Here is a 14,605-nt window from a genome sequence, read left to right on the forward strand (position 1 = left end):
ATACTCAATAGGAAGGCATGGCATTTCAAATCACTTCGGATTACCAACCCACCGGCGATCAGCCAACGGCTATCAAAAGTCTCGTGGAAGGCATACAGGAACAAGAACCCGCCCAAGTCCTACTCGGAGTGACCGGATCCGGCAAAACGTTCACCATCGCAAACGTAATCCAGGAGGTTCAGAAGCCGACGTTGGTGCTCAGTCACAACAAAACCCTTGCTGCGCAGCTTTATGGCGAATTCAAACAGTTTTTTCCGAATAACTCGGTTCAATATTTTATCTCCTACTACGATTATTATCAGCCGGAGGCATTTATACCCACCAGCGGTACGTATATAGAAAAGGATCTTTCGATCAACGAAGAAATTGAGAAATTGCGTCTTGCGGCTACCTCCGCCCTACTATCCGGAAGAAGGGATGTAATCGTAGTGGCATCGGTATCCTGTATCTATGGTATCGGAAACCCGGAAGAGTTTGGAAAAAATGTGATTCACCTACAAGAGGGGGACCGTATTCCAAGAAATCAGCTTTTGTTTAAGTTGGTGGAGGTGCTCTATAGCCGTGCTACGGCAGAGTTTTCCAGAGGCACTTTCAGAGTAAAGGGAGACACAGTAGATGTTTTCATTGCTTATGGGGATTTTGCTTACCGCATTTATTTTTGGGGGGATGAGATTGAAGCTATACAGCGGGTGGATCCCGAGTCTGGGAAAAAGATTGCTGACGAAAAAATCATTTCCATATTTCCGGCTAACCTTTTCGTGACGGGAAGGGATGTGATCGATCAGGCCATCCATGAGATTCAGGATGATCTTATGGCACAGGTTTCTTTTTTCGAACGGGACATGCGCTTGGTGGAGGCTAAGCGACTAAGGGAGCGCACAGAGTTTGACCTGGAGATGATTCGTGAACTGGGGTACTGTTCTGGGGTGGAAAACTATTCCCGGTATTTCGACCGACGTATGCCGGGTACAAGACCCTTCTGTCTATTGGATTATTTTCCCAATGATTACCTATTGGTAATCGATGAAAGCCACGTGACGGTTCCCCAGGTCCGGGCCATGTGGGGGGGAGACCGTTCCAGAAAGATGAATCTGGTAGATTATGGGTTTCGGCTTCCATCCGCCTTAGACAACCGGCCGTTAAAATTTGAGGAGTTTGAAGACCTGACCAACCAAGTCATATATGTGAGTGCTACCCCGGCCGATTATGAGCTTACCCGTTCGGGTGGGGTCGTCGTGGAGCAGATTATCCGGCCTACCGGGCTGCTTGATCCAGTTATCGAAGTCCGTCCCAGTGCCAATCAAATTGATGATCTTCTGGAGGAAATTGATCAAACCATTATAGCTGGTTTTCGGGTACTGGTGACTACTCTTACCAAACGAATGGCGGAGGAGTTAAACAAGTTTTTGGAAAAGGCGGGCGTAAAGTCCCGATATATTCACTCTGAAGTAAAGCCGCTAGATCGGGTAGAAATCTTGAGGGAGCTTCGACTGGGCGTATTTGATGTTTTGGTAGGAGTAAACTTGTTGCGGGAGGGATTGGATCTTCCGGAAGTTTCGTTGGTCGCTATATTGGATGCGGACAAGGAAGGATTTCTCCGGAATGTACGGAGCTTGGTGCAGACGATCGGGCGGGCTGCCAGAAACGAACAGGGTAGGGTTATTATGTACGCCGATAAAATGACGGACTCCATGCAGGTAGCTATAGATGAGACGAACAGAAGGCGGGCAATACAGCAGGATTATAACTTGGAGCATGGTATCGTTCCGACGACTATCCTGAAGTCCAGGGAAAGAATCATGGGTCAGACCAAGGTTGCTGATAGTAAGAAAAACGCGAAAGTTTACGCGGAAAATTTTGACAGCGAAAATGGTGTGGCTGCCGATCCAGTAGTTCAATATTTGAGTAAGGATAAGCTGGAGAAACTTATTTCCCAGACCCAGAAAAGAATGGAAGCAGCAGCCAAAGACCTTAATTTTATGGAGGCTGCAAGGCTTCGGGACGAATGGCAGGGTATGAAAAACAGATTGGCGGAACTAAACCGGGGATTAGGATGAAAAAGGTAATTGGCTTCATAAGTTTGATCTGGTTAGGTGTAAATGCCGATGCTTTTGGCCAGCAGGCTGAGGGGAGTATGCTTGTTTCGAGTGCTATTGATGTCGTTCGTACAGATGTACCTGGCGTGATACGCCGGTATCAGTTAGGCGTAGAGGGTAATTATTTTTACCGACATAATTTGTCAGTATCAGGAGGCTATGAATTTAATTATGGCCAGACCAACCATGTCACCCTTGGCGGAAGGTATTATCCCTTAGAGCCCTTGTTTATCCGGGCGAGGGGGTTAATCGGATCCAGTTCTGATTTTGCTTTGGGTGCAGGGTATACACACAATATAAGTTACCGGGTGAGGTTGGAAGGAATGTCAGATTACTACTTGGTATCCAATGTTGTTGGCTTTCGTATAGGTATAGCGGTATTGATAAACTAGAACTGTATGACACTTCAGGAAATTTCCAAACTTGCCCAGCAGGGAGAAGGTCTTCATATTGAGTTTAAGAAAAAGGCGGCGCATCCCGAAAAAATCGTCCGTGAGATTGTAGCCATGGCCAATACCGATGGGGGCTATTTGCTTATTGGCGTGGATGACAATGGGACAGTAAGCGGGCAGCGGTTTATAGAGGAGGAGGTGTTTGTTATGGACAAAGCAATTAATGAGCTTATATTTCCTCCCATCGTACCTGAAAGGCACCTTTTGCATCTAAATGCCAAAAAGGGAATTGCCGTTTATCAGGTTAGGAAGAGCAGCCAACGGCCTCATTTTATTGTGGAAAATGCCAAGAGAAAAGCTTATGTCCGAGTCAGTGACAAAAGCATACAGGCCAGTAGGGAGATGTGGGAAATTCTCAAAAGAGAAAAAAAACAAGAAGATGTTGTCTTTCAGTATGGAAGAAAGGAGGAAATCCTTGTGAAGGCTTTAGAGAATCAACCTTCAATTACTCTGAAAGAATATATGCAGCTTGCTAAGCTTCCCGTTTACGTGGCTTCTAGAACTTTGGTGAAATTGGTATTGGCAAACGTTCTTCAAGTCATCCCCCAAGAATCGGAAGATATCTTTGTCAGGAAGGGTCTTTCGTGATTTGCTCGATAACGTCCCGAATCAAATCATTTTCGAAACCTCTAAATACAAGAAAACGCTGCACTTTGGCCCTCTTTTTCAACTCATTTGTTTCCTGGGTTAATTTCCATTTTCGTTCGGCCAAGAATTGCAGAACGGCCCAATATTCGTCACTATCAATTAGATTCAGCGCCATCTGAATGGTATCCTCCGGAATATCCCTCATTTTCAACTCTTGCCGTATGCGCACCCTCCCCCATTTTTTAAGCGTGAACCTTCCTCTGACAAATGCTTCGGCAAAGCGGTTTTCGTTGAGGAAGCCTTCTTCGGCGAGTTTCTCCAAAATCGGGTCAATTTGGGAAGGGTTTAGCCCGAATTCCTCAAGTTTGTTCCTGACCTCGGAAATGCATCTTTCCTGATAGGCGCAATATGCCGCAATCCTTTCTTTTGCTTTGGCAAGAGAAATTTTCTTTTTAGGTACATGACCTGAATTTTCTTTTTCTGAGAGTGACATTTTGCCTATTTTTGAGATTCCTTAGAAAAACGGGAATTTGTGTCCAAATATATAAAACCTAACAGAATTTATCATGCGAAAAAAAATAGTAGCTGGAAACTGGAAAATGAACTTAACCTTGGAAGAAGGGCAAAAGCTCACTTCTGAAATTGTACATATGGTCAAGGATGAATTGAATCAGCCTGTCACTGTGGTGATTAACCCGCCATTTACCCATTTGCAATCAGTAAAAAAACTGATAGAAGGGGCAAAAGATATTTTTTTAGGCGCACAAAATTGTTCCGATAAAGCTTCCGGTGCCTATACAGGAGAGGTTTCTGCGGGTATTTTGACTTCATTCGGAGCTTCCTATGTCATTATTGGCCACAGTGAAAGACGGGAGTATTTTAAAGAAACCAATGAACAGTTAACAGAGAAGGTCAAGCTGGCTCTGGCTAATGGACTGACCCCAATTTTCTGCTGTGGCGAGCCGCTTGAAATCCGTGAAGCCAACACGCAAGATGCCTATGTCACTGAGCAACTTACTGCCAGTTTGTTCGGATTAAGTGAAGATGAAATCAAACAACTTGTTTTGGCCTATGAACCCATCTGGGCAATCGGAACCGGCCGAACTGCTTCATCAGATCAAGCGCAAGAAATGCACGCCTCAATTAGAAAGCATTTGGCATCCAAATACGGGCAAGCCATTGCAGATGGCATATCCATTTTATACGGTGGAAGCTGCAAGCCGGACAATGCCCAAGAAATATTTAGCAAAGCAGATGTGGATGGTGGCCTGATTGGCGGAGCATCTCTGAAATCCAGGGACTTTGTGGATATTGTCAAATCCTTTTAAATTCAGTAACTAGCTTACAGGCTTGGTAGGTGAACTCTCACTAATATGTAGGGATTACTATCAAGCCTTTGTTCATTTTATACAATTCAATCCGCTCCTATGAATTACCTAGTTTGTAAGATTACCTGTTTGCCGGAATATGGGGAAATTTTAATGGCTGAATTGGCTGATATTGGGTTCGATTCCTTTATGGAGTCTCCACAGGGCATAGAGGCCTATATACAGGAGGGGACCTTTGACCAGGCAGCATTGGATGAGGTGATCGCTAAATATGCCGCTCAGACAGCGCTTTCTGTCGTAACGGAGTTGATGCCCCGCATTAATTGGAATGAGGAATGGGAAAAGAACTATGATCCTATCATGGTGGGTAAGCAAGTTTACGTGAGAGCCTCCTTTCATCCGGAGCGAACCGATTTCGCCCACGAAATCATCATCAACCCAAAAATGTCTTTTGGTACCGGCCATCATGCGACCACTCATCTCATGTTGGAGTTTTTATTGGAGCTAGATCTCGCTGGAAAAACGGTACTGGATGTAGGCTCGGGAACAGGTATCTTGGCCATTATGGCGCATAAGATGGGAGCAACTACTGTGGAAGCTTTCGATATAGACGACTGGTGTGTGGATAATGGCAATGAGAATTTTACCCTTAATGGGTTACACGACCTCAAGATGGGTTTAGGAACTATCAGGGAAGTTTCTCCTTCAGGTCCTTATGATGTAATATTAGCCAATATCAATAAAAATGTATTGCTCGATGAAATGGGACAGTATGCCAGCATATTGAGCCCAACAGGTATGTTGTTAATCAGTGGATTTTATGAACATGATATACCTGATATTATGCAAAAAGCCCAATTACTTGATCTGAAGATTAATCACCAACGAATCAGAAATAATTGGGCTGCTATAGCACTTAAGAAAACGGTATAATAGTTTTTTACTTAGAGTTATCGAATTCGGGTATAGTAGACTTTAAGCATAATCCGATCTTGATTCACCTTATATTGACGTAAGGTTCTTTTGGATTCATCCGAGCTTACAGCGTTGTTTGGTGCGCTGGGGAAGTTCGGGTAGAGAAACAAATCTGTTCGGATCAGGCCATTTCTGTAGATGGCATTGATATACGAGGTTATCTGATTTCTGAACAGCCGGGTTTCCGGATTTATTGATAAAGAGTTTTGGCTGCCCGAAGAAGGAACGACATTCCCATTCGGATCAATACTTGTTTGGCTTGCATTTTCGGCTTGTACCGCAATCACAGCTCCGTCAAAGCGGGTGTAAAGTTTATTATTCTCAGAAGCAAAATACAAGACCATATTACCGGGCGGGCGTTTGAATTCGGGGAATTCTTGAATAGGACCAACTTCCATCAAAATTTGATTGAAGGTTATATTTTCCAACGTATCAAGAAAGGTTTCAAGGGGACTAGTGTCGATTTTTACAAACATTCCCAAATTAGCCTTTCCGCCAACTATATCTCCTGGAATTTCATAGGAAACTCCCCGCTCAGTGATAACAGAGGTGGGTGTACCCGTACGGTCATTTTTGACCTGATTAAAATGCCGGGACTGAATGGTGTTAATGGGATAGGCCCTTGACAATGTATCATCTGTGTAGTGATAATAGAGAGTCATTCCTGTTCCGTTACCCACAGCAGCCGAGATATTTGCATTGTCGGTTGCGTTTCCGGTAATTGCGATACCTGGAAAATAGTCCCTAAAGGTAAAGATATTGGTAAAGACGGGGTCGTTGGTTGTAAGTTTTTCAAAAATTTCCGCCGCCAAGTCAGCCTTCACATCCATGGTCAACAAGTTGGCAGTGTCAGGCTGGATAATAAAAGAGCCCTCTGCTATTGTTTCATCCGAAAACCGAAGTTGGCTGAAGTTATAATAAGAGGTGTCTAAGATAGGTTCCATTAGACGATGCACCCTATAGCTTTTTGGAGCATCGAACCCAATTCCGTCGGTAGCTTGAACATTGATGGTGAATTTCAAGGAGTCAAAGATAGCTTCGCTGTTAGGCTTGGCCGCATTGGGATTGTAGGAAAGCCTGCTATAGCCTATTGACTCTGTAGTGCCGAAAAAATCATCCACATCGCCTCCTATTACCAAACGTCCCTGACTAGTGGTATTGAAGGAGTCATATAGAACCATAGAAGCAGAAAGGGGTATTTCTGCATAGAAAACCCCTATTTGATTGGTACTGGGATCAAGAACTAGTCCGATTTCTGATGGATCTGAGCAGGAACCTGCCAAATGTAAAATAAGAAATAACGAACCTGCCAGTTTAACCGGCAAGCTCTGTATAAATATTGTAGTAACTTTCGAAAAGTTGATCCTCTTCTTCACTGTTGATTTCAAATTTCTTGTCATTATTTGATGATTCCTCTATTAAATGAGTGAACGTGCCGGTGGTATCTTCACCTCTGATGACTACATCAGCATAAGCAGTTCCCAGCTTCAAGAATCCTTCGTAATCCCTGGATTTCAATGGAGCCAATAATTTGTCATCGATATCGACCATTTTGATCTTTTCGAACAAATCATCGCCAAATTTATGACTAAATCCGTTATTATACATAGCGAACACGGATTTTGTGTCCTTAAATAATGGTTCGTTTTTATAGGTAGTTTTAAGGTACAAGGGTATTAGGCTGGTCATCCAGTCGTTACAGTGTACTATATCCGGTGCCCACCCCAACTTTTTGACGGTTTCTATGACACCTTTGCAGAAGAAAATGGCTCTTTCGTCATTGTCTTCATAAAACTTATCCTGCTTGTCGAAGAAAACGCTTTTACGTTGAAAATAGTCTTCATTATCAATAAAATAAACTTGAAGCTTAGCATTGGGTATAGATGCCACTTTGATAATCAATGGCTTTTCTTCCTCACCAACGGAAATATTAATTCCAGAAAGCCTCACCACCTCATGTAATCTGTTCTTACGTTCATTGATTAATCCAAATCTGGGGACTAGAATACGGATTTCCATACCTTTTTCCTGCATGGCCTGAGGTAGGGCCCTTACAAAGTTTGCAACCTCAGAAGTTTGTAAGAAAGGGTTGATTTCGCTTGCTACGTATAGGATACGAAGTTTAGACATATCGTGTGTGTTTTGTTAAGGGATATAACGGGACTACAAATTTACAAAAAAAATTGCGAAAAGCCATTGTTTTTATTTTTTATAATATACTTTTGCAGCTATTTTGCTAAAATGAAACCACCTGAAATTGGACATTATCAAGCTAATTCCTAGTTTAAAATCATTTTTGAAGCCATTTTACCTGGCAGATAAGAAGATTGGACTTGTACCTACCATGGGTGCATTGCATGAGGGGCACCTGGCATTGGTAAGACGGTCCAAAGCCGAGAACGACCTGACAGTTGTCACCATTTTTGTCAATCCCGCCCAATTCAACAACCCCGACGACTTAGATAAATATCCAAGGTCACTTGATGCGGATCTGGCATTACTTAGGGATGAGGGCGTTGACCTAGTCTTTGTTCCTGAGGTGGAGGAAATCTATCCGCAGCCAATAGGCATATCTATTAATTTCTCACTATTGGAAAATACCTTGGAGGGTAAATTTAGGCCAAACCATTTCGGCGGGGTAGCAATTATTGTCGCTAAACTGTTTCACCTAATAGCACCGGACGTTGCCTACTTTGGACAAAAGGATTTGCAGCAGGTAAGTATTATAAGCCGGCTTGTCTCAGATCTACATTTTGATTTGGAGATAGCGATGATTGCATCTGTCAGGGAAAAGAACGGTCTTGCTCTTTCCTCCAGAAACCAGAGACTAAATGAAAGAGAAAGAGAGCAGGCTACGGTTCTATATCAAAGCCTTCAATTTTCGAAAACTGAACTTTTATTGGGCACCTCTTGGTTGGATATCGTGGAAAGGGCGGCATCTTTGATCGCAGAAAAACCGCTGGTTCGCCTTGAATACCTTGAATTGGTCAATGTCCATGATTTTACGCTTGCCAAAGAAATTAACTCGCAAATCCCTCAGGCTATATGCATAGCTGCTTACGTGGGTGATATCCGACTCATCGACAATATTCTGCTAAGTGATTGATTATATTTGTTCCAAATTAATATGCACATCCAACTTCTTAAGTCTAAAATACATCGTGTTAAGATCACTCAAGCCGAACTGCATTATGTAGGCAGTATTACCATCGACGAAGATTTGATGGATGCGGCTAGTTTGATAGAAAACGAAAAAGTTCAAATCGTAAACATCAACAATGGGGAACGTCTTGAAACTTATGTTATCAAAGGAATAAGAGGTAGCGGCCAGGTATGCCTCAACGGGCCTGCGGCAAGAAAAGCACAAGTAGGCGATATTGTTATAATTATTTCCTATTGCACTATGGATGCTGTAGAGGCCAAAAGTCATCAGCCAGTTATAATTTTTCCGGACGAAAAGAACAGACTGAACTAAGGTGAAGCTCTCCGTACGACAATTCGTACAATTGGTGGCTTCCCTCTTGTTGGGCATGGGGATCTTCTGGCTGCTGTACAAGGATATAGCATTGGACCAGTTAAAGCAGGCACTAATCCAGACTTCCTTCCTATGGATTGCGGTGTCTGTTGTTGTTTCTTTATTAGGATACTGGATTCGGGCTTGGCGGTGGAAGATGCTCATTGAGGCCGGAGAAAAGCAAAGCTTTACTACTATCCGCATATTTTGGGCGTTGATGTTTGGTTATCTGGTAAACCTCATCATACCTAGGGCGGGCGAAGTTGCCAGATGTGGGGTGCTGAAGCGAACGGATAGCATACCTATGGGAAGCCTTTTTGGTACAGTAGTGGTTGAGCGTACTGTTGACATGCTTTGTATGCTAGGCACAATTATATTAGCTTTTCTGTTGGAAAGAGCGGTTTTTCTGGAATTGTTGGAAAGCTTGGTGGATTTGGAAAAACTGAAGACAGGTTTAATCGAATGGTTGCCATATTTGGTTACGATTCTGTTAGTGTTTTTTGGCTTTTTATATTGGCTTTATCTTAGATTTAGGTCCAGCGGTAGGTTTCTGAAATTTCGTCAATTTTTAAGACAATTTGTCCGTGGGATTAAAAGTGTGTCAGACTTGGAACACCCCGTGGCATTTTGGATTTCAACGATTTCAGTTTGGGTCATATATTATGCAATGATGTATTTTGTGGCCATGGCCATACCAAGCACAGCAGGCCTAAATGCTTCTTCTGTGCTGATGATCATGGTGATGGGAAGCATAGGAATGGTCGTGCCTGTCCAGGGTGGAATTGGAACCTTTCACGCGCTGGTTGCTTTTATTCTGTTATTTTATGGCATTGCGGAGGAAGAGGGCAAGATTTTTGCCATGATCGTTCACGGATCACAGGTTTTGACCATTTTCATTGTCGGACTAGTCAGTTCAGTAATATTGGCTAAATTAACGTGGAAAGGTAAACCTAAAATCCGGTAGTTACGTACAGAGACTTATTAAAAACAAACAGCGATGATACTGATTCTAATTGTAGTAGTATTCGGCATACTTGGATATGTCGTAAGTAACAAGTTAAAAAGAAAATTCAGGGAATACTCCCAAGTAGCTTTAAGGGCAAACCTATCCGGAAAGGAAATTGCAGAATTGATGCTTGCGGATCATAATATCGGGAATGTTCGGGTAAATTGTGTTGAAGGAAAATTATCTGACCATTACAATCCAATGGATAAATCGGTCAATTTAAGCCCGGATGTCTATTATGGCAGAAATGCGGCTGCAACTGCTGTAGCGGCTCACGAATGTGGACACGCCGTACAGCATGCCAGTTCTTATTCATGGTTGCAACTAAGATCCACACTAGTGCCAATTCAGAATGCGAGTGGAAAGATTTTGAACATTGTACTCATAGCGGCATTATTTGGAGGAATAGCCTTATTTGGACTGCCTTATGAAGTCGTAGGAATTATCGTCGTAGGCGCATATGGGGTGCTGACCTTATTTTCCCTTGTGACGCTTCCTGTTGAATTTGACGCAAGTCGTAGGGCCCTTGCTTGGGTGCAACAACGCAATGTCGTAACTCCCCAAGAGTATGGTATGTCAAAAGACGCATTAAAATGGGCTGCAATGACCTACGTGGTTGCCGCAATAGCGTCTCTAGCTACATTAGCTTATTATGCCTTTATCTTCTTCGGAAACAGAGATTAAATTTTCTAAACCAACTAGTAGTTACCGATAAAGGAGCAAGAAATTGCTCCTTTATTTTTTTTTTACTATTTTGATTTTTTAAATAAAAAAACGATGACGTTTGATCTAACCGAAGAACAAGTAGCTGTCCGGGATGCTGCTAGAGATTTTGCAATTAACCATTTATTACCTACTGTAATCGAAAGAGACTCCAAAGGCATATTTCCATATGAACAGGTAAAATCCATGGGGGAGTTGGGTTTTATGGGAATGATGGTGGGTCCGGAATTTCAGGGGGGAGGAATGGATACCCTTTGTTACGTGCTGGCGATTGAGGAAATTTCCAAGGTTGACGCATCGGCTGGAGTCATCATGTCAGTCAACAACTCACTTGTCTGTTGGGGCTTGGAGACATATGGTACGGTGGAGCAGAAGGAAAAATATCTTACCAAATTGGCAAATGGACAACTTCTAGGTGCCTTTTGCCTCTCAGAGCCTGAGGCGGGGTCAGATGCCACATCCCAAAAAACTACTGCGAGGGAAGAAGGTGATTTCTATGTCATTAACGGGACAAAAAATTGGATTACTAATGGAGGAACTGCGGATGTCTACCTGGTAATAGCGCAAACAGATGCCAGCAAAGGCCACAAGGGAATTTCAGCCTTTATTTTAGAAAAAGGTACACCCGGATTTGAAGTAGGCAAAAAGGAAGACAAATTAGGTATACGGTCCTCCGATACCCACTCACTGATGTTTACAGAAGTGAGGGTTCCGAAAGAAAACCGAATTGGGGAAGCTGGCTTTGGGTTTAAATTTGCCATGGAGACCCTGAATGGAGGCAGAATAGGCATTGCTGCACAGGCTTTGGGTATTGCGGGAGGCGCCTATGAGTTGGCTGTGGCCTATTCCAAAGAACGCAAAGCCTTTGGAAAACCCATATGTGAGCATCAGGCAATACAATTTAAATTAGCTGATATGTTAACTTCCATAGAAGCAGCGCGACTGTTGGTAATGAAAGCCGCCTGGCTGAAGGATCAGGGAAAGGACTATTCTGATGCGGGAGCCATGGCAAAATTATATGCATCACAAGTGGCTATGGATGTGACCATTGAAGCAGTGCAGGTGCATGGAGGATACGGTTATGTCAAGGAATACCACGTTGAACGCATGATGCGGGATGCCAAAATCACCCAGATATACGAAGGCACCTCCGAAATTCAAAAAATAGTTATATCCCGAAGTCTATTAAGTAAATTGAACTGAAAGGGGTATTTAAAAAAAATATATAAATTTTTTTATCGTTGTTTAGTTTATTCTAATTTTTTCTTTAATATTGTCCCATTAATGCAAGATGAATCTATACTTTTAACAAAAACAACCTAAAGCCCCCATCATGGAATATTACAATAAAGTAATAGAATCGGTAGGTGTACGATATTTACGTGGGAATAATTACAAAATTGAACGACCCGTAACTATCGTTGACTACGTAGACAATGAGAACACTGTAATTTTGTTGCACCGTGGTAGCCTTCACTTTGGTGACGATCAAGAAGTCGTAAATGAAGGTGAAATTCTTTTCGTCCCGGCTGGCAGATCGTCAAAGGTCTCCTTTGGAACGGTCACCAAAAGAAATGAAACAACCAACGATACTTTCATTGAGAACAAGAAGAAATACCTTCAAACCATCAGTTTCAAAGAAATAAAGAACCTCGAAGATGACTGTGTTACCTCGGTGACGTTTGAAGCCAAAGTATTTGATGTGGTGAACTTTTTCAACTCACTTGGTATTCCGCCTTTTGTAATCCGCTTCAACGACCGCATTGCGTCAATCGTAGAAGATATCGTGAAAGAATCGGAACAAATTACTCCCGGCAAGGAAAGGGTGATGAAAATTTACACCGAATTACTTGTCGTAGAGATAGTACGCCATATATTGAAAAACAGGCTATTTGTGGAGGAACTTTCTACCAATAGTACCTATTTCAAAGATCCTCGACTTATAGATATGTTCAATTATATTAAAAAGAACATTGGTGGAGATCTTTCAAATAAAGTATTGGCCAAAGTTGCGAATGTATCCGAAGATTATGTGGGGCAATATTTCAAAATGCTAACCGGCATCAATCCGCAGGACTATATAGAATATCAACGCATGGAAGCTGCCGTGGAATTACTGCGAACTACCAAAAAAAGTATTCGGGATATTGGAAAAGAAGTGGGTTATAAAGATACTGCGTATTTCTGCCGTAGATTCAAAATGATGTACGGACTTCCTGCTGGAAAAATGAGAAGGAGAGAATCTTTAATTAACGTTCAGGGATAGGTTATACATTTCACTGTATTGCAAAACCTCGATCAGGAAGTCGGGGTTTTTTTCTGCCCGGCTGCCTATTACCACGATATCCGCTCCTGCCTGCCAAGCGGCTTTGGCTTTCTCAGTGGTGTCAATTCCCCCTCCTACAAGCAATGGTGAATTAATGCGGGCACTTATAGCCTTAATCAATCGGCTGGAAACCGCTTGGGTGGCACCACTTCCAGTGTCTAGATAAAAGTAACCCAGTCCCAAATAATGACCGGCTAACGCCGTAGCCAAGGCCAACTCTGGCTTGTCGTTGGGTAAAGGTATACTTTGACTCATGTAGTGGGCGCTGGTGATACCTCCACCGTCCACAAGCATATATCCTGTCGGCAATATTTCCAGGTTGGTTTTTGCCAGGAGCGGTGCGGCGACTACCTGTTGTCCAATTAGCAATTCTGGGTTCCTGCCGGATATCAGCGACAAAAATAAAATTCCGTCAGCCTTGCCAGAAAGCTGGATTACATTTCCCGGAAACAGCACAATGGGTATTGGACCTATCATTTCTCTGATACTCCTGATGGTAAAGTTTAGCTTTCTGGTAGTCATCAGGCTCCCCCCCAGGAGGATCATCTCCAAGGGATAATGTATTGCTTCCGCCAACACCTTCTTAAGAAGCTGGTGATTTTCAAATTTATCAGGGTCCACCAAAAGGGCAACAGCCTTTTTCCCAGACTGATGAATTCCCTTTAAGCGCTTCCCAATGGAATTATTCCTTTTCACCTGCTGCCTGCATTTTTTCTCCCATTTTTTGAATAAACAACTTTTTGCCATAGTCCATTGCCATCCAAAAAAGCCTTTGCCTTATATTGGACACAAAAGAATATCCTTTTCTCTTCCTGGATTTCTTTTTAAGTTTTTTAGGGGCAGATTTGCCCCTAGTCAGTCTGTATGCGGAATACGTTGCCAATCCTGAAACAAGGGCAATTCCTGCTATTTTAAGGAAGACATCCGAATCATTTTTAACTAACTCAAGCTGCTTTTTTAAAGTTTGTTCCAATTCTTCGGAATCTCTCTCTAGATCTAATAACGACATCTATTTTACTGGTTTGGATTTGAATAGGAATATAAACTTGGTCAAGCTGGTTTTAAGACTAGTCTGGAAGGTCAGTGTGTTCCTGATTAAAAAGAGTATCAAAAGGAGAAGTAAGTAAATCCCCCCAACACTCAAAAATCCCAAATACACACTTTCAAACAGAGTACCCAGATAGAATGCCAGAGAAATACTTCCAAAAAGTAGAACAAACATGCCAGCCATTACCATCATAATCAACACAACCACTCTAGTGACGGCGGTACTTATGTCATCAGTGATTTTATTGATAGCAATCTTAATGCGGAGCTCTATAAGTTTCTTGACCGTATCTAAAATTTCGGAAATGTTCATCATCGCAAAGAAATTTAAAATTATGTTTTATCGATAGTAGTAATTCAACACAATTTACACAAAAACCTTGCTTAAAATTTCGAATCTCTTCCAAAAAAAAGAAAATAGGTATTTTTACTAATGGTCCCGCCTAAAAACCCTATGCAGAACAACCTGCTACTTTCCATAATTGCTGTCGAAAGTCACCCCGGGGGAAAATTCTCCCCAAAAAGAAACGTAATGGTCATTCTATTGGCT

Annotated in this window: 17 protein-coding genes; 11 read left to right on the top strand and 6 right to left on the bottom strand. The window is 42.4% G+C overall.

Translation table 11 applies throughout. The features are described 5' to 3' along the window. Positions 1 to 17 precede the first annotated feature (17 nt). The 3 genes from uvrB to FQ608_RS23165 are packed head-to-tail and all read left to right on the top strand — an operon-like array spanning position 18 to position 3,136. Positions 18 to 2,057: an excinuclease ABC subunit UvrB gene (gene uvrB / locus FQ608_RS23155; protein WP_158860876.1), complete on the top strand. Its 2,040-nt coding sequence runs from the start codon at positions 18 to 20 to the stop codon at positions 2,055 to 2,057. After that, the gene (locus FQ608_RS23160; protein WP_158860877.1) at positions 2,054 to 2,488 is read left to right on the top strand and encodes a hypothetical protein; all 435 of its coding nucleotides are present in this window, start codon (positions 2,054 to 2,056) and stop codon (positions 2,486 to 2,488) included. Before uvrB ends, FQ608_RS23160 begins: the two co-directional genes overlap by 4 nt. A gap of 6 nt (positions 2,489 to 2,494) precedes the next feature. After that, positions 2,495 to 3,136, top strand: coding sequence for an AlbA family DNA-binding domain-containing protein (locus tag FQ608_RS23165; RefSeq protein ID WP_158860878.1), 642 nt, complete (start codon positions 2,495 to 2,497; stop codon positions 3,134 to 3,136). On the opposite strand, the gene FQ608_RS23170 is transcribed toward FQ608_RS23165, so the two are convergent. Then, a complete protein-coding gene (locus tag FQ608_RS23170; RefSeq protein WP_158860879.1) occupies positions 3,117 to 3,629 on the bottom strand; it encodes a regulatory protein RecX in 513 nt (170 codons plus the stop codon). The two genes, FQ608_RS23165 and FQ608_RS23170, sit on opposite strands and share 20 nt — an antisense overlap. Before the next feature lie 73 nt (positions 3,630 to 3,702). Here FQ608_RS23170 and tpiA point away from each other — a divergent pair, with 73 nt between their 5' ends. Both tpiA and prmA read left to right on the top strand, forming a co-directional pair. Next, positions 3,703 to 4,464 (top strand): triose-phosphate isomerase, encoded by a 762-nt coding sequence (gene tpiA, locus FQ608_RS23175; protein WP_158860880.1) that lies wholly within the window; start codon positions 3,703 to 3,705, stop codon positions 4,462 to 4,464. A gap of 99 nt (positions 4,465 to 4,563) precedes the next feature. Continuing rightward, positions 4,564 to 5,397 (top strand): 50S ribosomal protein L11 methyltransferase, encoded by an 834-nt coding sequence (prmA, locus tag FQ608_RS23180; RefSeq protein WP_158860881.1) that lies wholly within the window; start codon positions 4,564 to 4,566, stop codon positions 5,395 to 5,397. A gap of 17 nt (positions 5,398 to 5,414) precedes the next feature. On the opposite strand, the gene FQ608_RS23185 is transcribed toward prmA, so the two are convergent. Together FQ608_RS23185 and FQ608_RS23190 are read right to left on the bottom strand one after the other, a co-directional pair. Further along, positions 5,415 to 6,815 carry a DUF4270 domain-containing protein gene (locus FQ608_RS23185; RefSeq protein ID WP_234364353.1) on the bottom strand — a complete coding sequence of 467 codons (1,401 nt, stop codon included), beginning with the start codon at positions 6,813 to 6,815 and terminating at the stop codon, positions 5,415 to 5,417. Further along, entirely contained in the window at positions 6,754 to 7,569 is an 816-nt protein-coding gene (locus FQ608_RS23190; RefSeq protein ID WP_158860882.1) for a glycogen/starch synthase, read from the bottom strand. Before FQ608_RS23190 ends, FQ608_RS23185 begins: the two co-directional genes overlap by 62 nt. 127 nt (positions 7,570 to 7,696) lie before the next feature. Between FQ608_RS23190 and panC the strand changes: the two genes are divergently transcribed. From panC to FQ608_RS23220, 6 genes are all read left to right on the top strand, one after another. Beyond that, on the top strand, positions 7,697 to 8,545 hold the full coding sequence (gene panC / locus FQ608_RS23195) for a pantoate--beta-alanine ligase (protein WP_158860883.1): 849 nt from the start codon (positions 7,697 to 7,699) through the stop codon (positions 8,543 to 8,545). Between the two features lie 21 nt (positions 8,546 to 8,566). Then, positions 8,567 to 8,914, top strand: a complete 348-nt coding sequence (gene panD, locus FQ608_RS23200; protein WP_158860884.1) for an aspartate 1-decarboxylase — start codon at positions 8,567 to 8,569, stop codon at positions 8,912 to 8,914. A 1-nt stretch (position 8,915) separates the two neighbouring features. After that, positions 8,916 to 9,917, top strand: a complete 1,002-nt coding sequence (locus FQ608_RS23205) for a lysylphosphatidylglycerol synthase transmembrane domain-containing protein (protein ID WP_158860885.1) — start codon at positions 8,916 to 8,918, stop codon at positions 9,915 to 9,917. Between the two features lie 33 nt (positions 9,918 to 9,950). Further along, on the top strand, positions 9,951 to 10,643 hold the full coding sequence (locus FQ608_RS23210; RefSeq protein ID WP_158860886.1) for a zinc metallopeptidase: 693 nt from the start codon (positions 9,951 to 9,953) through the stop codon (positions 10,641 to 10,643). Between the two features lie 93 nt (positions 10,644 to 10,736). After that, positions 10,737 to 11,885, top strand: coding sequence for an acyl-CoA dehydrogenase (locus tag FQ608_RS23215; RefSeq protein WP_158860887.1), 1,149 nt, complete (start codon positions 10,737 to 10,739; stop codon positions 11,883 to 11,885). Between the two features lie 130 nt (positions 11,886 to 12,015). Next, positions 12,016 to 12,948 carry a helix-turn-helix domain-containing protein gene (locus FQ608_RS23220; RefSeq protein ID WP_158860888.1) on the top strand — a complete coding sequence of 311 codons (933 nt, stop codon included), beginning with the start codon at positions 12,016 to 12,018 and terminating at the stop codon, positions 12,946 to 12,948. Here FQ608_RS23220 and FQ608_RS23225 read toward each other — a convergent pair. Genes FQ608_RS23225 through FQ608_RS23235 form a run of 3 tightly spaced genes read right to left on the bottom strand, consistent with a single transcriptional unit; the run spans position 12,928 to position 14,371 of the window. Then, the gene (locus FQ608_RS23225; protein ID WP_234364355.1) at positions 12,928 to 13,704 is read right to left on the bottom strand and encodes a phosphoglycerol geranylgeranyltransferase; all 777 of its coding nucleotides are present in this window, start codon (positions 13,702 to 13,704) and stop codon (positions 12,928 to 12,930) included. The genes FQ608_RS23220 and FQ608_RS23225 overlap by 21 nt on opposite strands. Then, positions 13,691 to 14,017, bottom strand: coding sequence for a hypothetical protein (locus tag FQ608_RS23230; protein ID WP_158860890.1), 327 nt, complete (start codon positions 14,015 to 14,017; stop codon positions 13,691 to 13,693). The genes FQ608_RS23225 and FQ608_RS23230 overlap by 14 nt, the downstream gene beginning before the upstream one ends. Beyond that, entirely contained in the window at positions 14,018 to 14,371 is a 354-nt protein-coding gene (locus tag FQ608_RS23235; RefSeq protein WP_158860891.1) for a phage holin family protein, read from the bottom strand. It lies immediately after the preceding gene. Between the last annotated feature and the right edge of the window lie 234 nt (positions 14,372 to 14,605).

Origin of the sequence: Lunatibacter salilacus, from assembly GCF_009797935.1 — a bacterium.
Classification (GTDB): domain Bacteria; phylum Bacteroidota; class Bacteroidia; order Cytophagales; family Cyclobacteriaceae; genus Lunatibacter; species Lunatibacter salilacus.

Excerpts from the sequence above, each read along its gene's own strand:
- FQ608_RS23230 (WP_158860890.1), bottom strand. The coding sequence starts at position 14,017 with ATGTCGTTATTAGATCTAGAGAGAGATTCCGAAGAATTGGAACAAACT.
- prmA (WP_158860881.1), top strand. The coding sequence starts at position 4,564 with ATGAATTACCTAGTTTGTAAGATTACCTGTTTGCCGGAATATGGGGAA.
- panD (WP_158860884.1), top strand. The coding sequence starts at position 8,567 with ATGCACATCCAACTTCTTAAGTCTAAAATACATCGTGTTAAGATCACT.
- tpiA (WP_158860880.1), top strand. The coding sequence starts at position 3,703 with ATGCGAAAAAAAATAGTAGCTGGAAACTGGAAAATGAACTTAACCTTG.
- FQ608_RS23215 (WP_158860887.1), top strand. The coding sequence starts at position 10,737 with ATGACGTTTGATCTAACCGAAGAACAAGTAGCTGTCCGGGATGCTGCT.
- FQ608_RS23220 (WP_158860888.1), top strand. The coding sequence starts at position 12,016 with ATGGAATATTACAATAAAGTAATAGAATCGGTAGGTGTACGATATTTA.
- FQ608_RS23165 (WP_158860878.1), top strand. The coding sequence starts at position 2,495 with ATGACACTTCAGGAAATTTCCAAACTTGCCCAGCAGGGAGAAGGTCTT.
- FQ608_RS23170 (WP_158860879.1), bottom strand. The coding sequence starts at position 3,629 with ATGTCACTCTCAGAAAAAGAAAATTCAGGTCATGTACCTAAAAAGAAA.
- FQ608_RS23190 (WP_158860882.1), bottom strand. The coding sequence starts at position 7,569 with ATGTCTAAACTTCGTATCCTATACGTAGCAAGCGAAATCAACCCTTTC.
- FQ608_RS23235 (WP_158860891.1), bottom strand. The coding sequence starts at position 14,371 with ATGATGAACATTTCCGAAATTTTAGATACGGTCAAGAAACTTATAGAG.
- FQ608_RS23160 (WP_158860877.1), top strand. The coding sequence starts at position 2,054 with ATGAAAAAGGTAATTGGCTTCATAAGTTTGATCTGGTTAGGTGTAAAT.
- uvrB (WP_158860876.1), top strand. The coding sequence starts at position 18 with ATGGCATTTCAAATCACTTCGGATTACCAACCCACCGGCGATCAGCCA.
- FQ608_RS23210 (WP_158860886.1), top strand. The coding sequence starts at position 9,951 with ATGATACTGATTCTAATTGTAGTAGTATTCGGCATACTTGGATATGTC.